The 3,067-nt window shown below is 70.2% G+C and carries 3 protein-coding genes; 1 reads left to right on the forward strand and 2 read right to left on the reverse strand.

What is annotated here, in order from left to right; translation table 11 throughout:
• Window positions 1–2: 2 nt before the first annotated feature.
• Both VJN29_RS02335 and VJN29_RS02340 read right to left on the reverse strand, forming a co-directional pair.
• Window positions 3–710, reverse strand: a complete 708-nt coding sequence (locus VJN29_RS02335; protein WP_324141886.1) for a TrkA family potassium uptake protein — start codon at window positions 708–710, stop codon at window positions 3–5.
• A 17-nt stretch (window positions 711–727) separates the two neighbouring features.
• A complete protein-coding gene (locus VJN29_RS02340; RefSeq protein WP_324141888.1) occupies window positions 728–1,390 on the reverse strand; it encodes a TrkA family potassium uptake protein in 663 nt (220 codons plus the stop codon).
• A gap of 91 nt (window positions 1,391–1,481) precedes the next feature.
• Here VJN29_RS02340 and VJN29_RS02345 point away from each other — a divergent pair.
• The coding region (locus VJN29_RS02345; RefSeq protein ID WP_414654311.1) for an APC family permease at window positions 1,482–3,067 on the forward strand (1,586 nt) is incomplete at its 3' end.

Below are 3,067 nucleotides of genomic sequence, written 5' to 3' on the forward strand. Positions count from 1 at the left end.
CGTCAGCCGTCGTCGTCGTCGTCGGCGTTCTCGGTGTCCCGCTTGTGTCTCTGGCCGGGGCTGAGGAGGGACTCGAGCTCCGCCTCGACGTCGGGCGTGGTGACGAACAGCAGCTCGTCGCCGGGCTCCAGGGCGTCGTCACGGCTGGGAGCGATGGGGTATCCCTCACGGATGATGCCGGTGAGCACGGTGTTCCCGGGGAAGGGGACGTCGCCCACCCTGGCACCGGCATACGGGCTGCCGACGGGCAGGGTCATCTCGACCATCATCGCCCGGCCCTGCTGGAACTCGAAGATCCGCACGAGGTCCCCGATGCTCACCGCCTCCTCCACGAGGGCGGTCATGAGCCGTGGGGTCGACACCGCGACGTCGACGCCCCAGGCCTCGTCGAACATCCACTCGTTCTTGGGGTTGTTCACCCGAGCCACCGTTCGCGGGACGCCGAACTCGGTCTTGGCGAGGAGCGAGAGGACGAGGTTGACCTTGTCGTCGCCGGTGGCCGCGACGACGACGTCGCACTCGGCGAGGCCGGCCTCGCCCAGTGCCTCGATCTCGCAGGCGTCCGCCTGGAGCCAGCTGGCGTCGGGCACCTTCTGCACCCGCTCACCGTCCGCCTCGCGGTCCACGAGGAGCACCTGGTGCCCGTTGCGGAGCAGCTCGCGGGCGATGGACCTGCCCACACTGCCGGCTCCGGCGATGACGACGCGCATGGCTGGGCCTTTCGGGGTCAGTGGGCGGGCGGTGCCGCGTCGAGGACCCGTTCCGCGGTGGCGAGGTCCTCACGCCGCAGCGCCAGGTGGAGCAGGTCGCCGTCCTGGTACACCGTGTCCGGGCCCGGAAGCAGACCGTCGCCGAGGCGCGTGAGGTACGCGAGCCGACCCCCGGTGGCGGCTTCGATGTCCTCCACCCGATGCCCGATCCACCCCGTCGCGACGGGCATCTCGGCGATGACCACCTTCCCGGAGGGGTCGGTGAACTCGGGGACGTGGCCCGAGGGGAGCAGGCGCCGCATGATCTGGTCGCTCGTCCACTTCACGGTGGCCACGGTGGGGATGCCGAGCCGCTGGTAGATCTCGGCGCGACCCGGGTCGTAGATCCGGGCGACGACGTGCTCCACGCCGTACTTCTCCCGTGCGACGCGGGCGGCGAGGATGTTGGAGTTGTCACCACTGGAGACGGCGGCGAAGGCGTACGCCTTGTCGATGCCGGCGGCCCTCAGGGTGTTGCGGTCGAAGCCGACCCCCGTCACCGTGCGCCCGTCGAAGCTCGCGCCCAGCCGCCGGAACGCGGACTCGTCCTGGTCGATGACGGCGACCTCGTGGCCGGCCCGTTCGATCGCTCGGGCGAGGGAGGCGCCGACCCGGCCGCAGCCCATGATGACGAAGTGCACGACGCCGACGCTACACCGACGTCTCGGCACCGGTGAGGGGGTCCCTCGACGCTCCCCGCGCCCGTTTCCGGTGCCGCATACAGTGTCTGTCGTGTCATCCCCCGGACGTCTCGTCAAGCGCGTGGTCCTGGGCCGAGCGATGCGCAGCGACCGGCTCGGCGAGACCCTCCTCCCGAAGCGGCTCGCGCTCCCGGTGTTCGCCAGTGACGCGCTGTCATCGGTGGCCTATGCGCCGGACGAGATCTTCCTGACGCTCGGCCTCGCCGGCGGCGCCCTGGCGGTCACCCACTCCTGGGAGGTCGCCCTCGCGGTGGTCCTCGTCATGGCCGTGGTGATCATGAGCTACCGGCAGAACGTCCGTGCCTACCCTTCCGGCGGTGGCGACTACGAGGTCGCCAGCGTGAACCTCGGCCCGAGGGCCGGACTGGGCGTCGCGAGCGCCCTGCTCGTCGACTACGTCCTCACGGTGGCGGTCTCGGTGTCGGCCGGCGTCCAGAACGCCGCGGCGGCCTTCGGCTTCGTCCGGGGTCACGAGGCGGTCGTCGCCGTCGGCATCATTGCCGCCCTCTCAGCCATGAACCTGCGTGGGGTCCGTGAGTCGGGCACTGCGTTCGCGGTCCCCACCTACCTGTTCATGGTGACGGTGCTCGGGATGGCCCTCATCGGCGTCTACCGCAGGGCAACAGGGAGCCTTCCCGCGGCGGAGAGCGCCGGTCTGCAGCTGCTGCCCGAACCGGGCTACGAGGCGGTCACCGGCATCGCCCTGGGGTTCCTGTTCCTGCGTGCCTTCTCCTCGGGGTGCGCTGCCCTCACCGGGGTCGAGGCGATCAGCAACGGGGTGCCGGCGTTCCGCAAGCCCAAGGGCCGGAACGCGGCGACGACGCTGCTCCTCATGGGCTCCGTCTCGGTGACGATGCTGCTGTCGATGGTGGCCCTGGCGACCTGGACCGGCATCAAGTACGCCGACGAGCCGGCGGTCCAGCTGGCCCGGAACGGCGTGCCGGTCGGCGACAGCTACGTCCAGGACACCGTGATGGGCCAGGTGGCCAAGTCGGTGTTCTCCGGCTTCCACCCCGGCGTGGTCCTCGTGTCGCTCGTCACCGGGCTGATCCTCGTCCTCGCGGCGAACACGGCGTTCAACGGGTTCCCGGTGCTGGGCTCGATCCTCGCTCGTGACGGCTTCCTCCCCCGCCAGCTGCACACCCGCGGCGACCGCCTCGCCTTCTCCAACGGCATCGTCATCCTCGCCGGAGCGGCGGCCTTCCTCGTGCTCGTGTACGACGCCAAGGTCACCAGCCTCATCCAGCTCTACATCGTCGGCGTCTTCGTGTCCTTCACGCTGAGCCAGATCGGCATGGTCCGGCACTGGACGCGTCGTCTGCGCCTCGAGCGCAACGAGGCGGTCCGCGGGCGGATGCTGAGGAGCCGGGTCATCAACGGGATCGGTGCGGGCATGTCCGGCACGGTCCTCGTCGTCGTCCTCGTGACGAAGTTCGTCCATGGCGCCGGCTTCGCCATTGCCGCGATGGCCGTGCTGTTCCTCGTCATGACCCGCATCCGTCGCCACTACGACGAGGTGCGTGACGAGCTCGCGGTGAGCGAGGGCGACACCAAGCACCAGCTGCTGCCCTCCCGGGTGCATGCCATCGTGCTCGTCGCGAAGATCCACAAGCCGAC

The organism is Intrasporangium sp., assembly GCF_035280925.1.
Classification (GTDB): Bacteria; Actinomycetota; Actinomycetes; order Actinomycetales; family Dermatophilaceae; genus Intrasporangium.

Coding starts and splice junctions, on each gene's coding strand:
- VJN29_RS02335 (WP_324141886.1), bottom strand. CDS start 710: ATGCGCGTCGTCATCGCCGGAGCCGGCAGTGTGGGCAGGTCCATCGCC.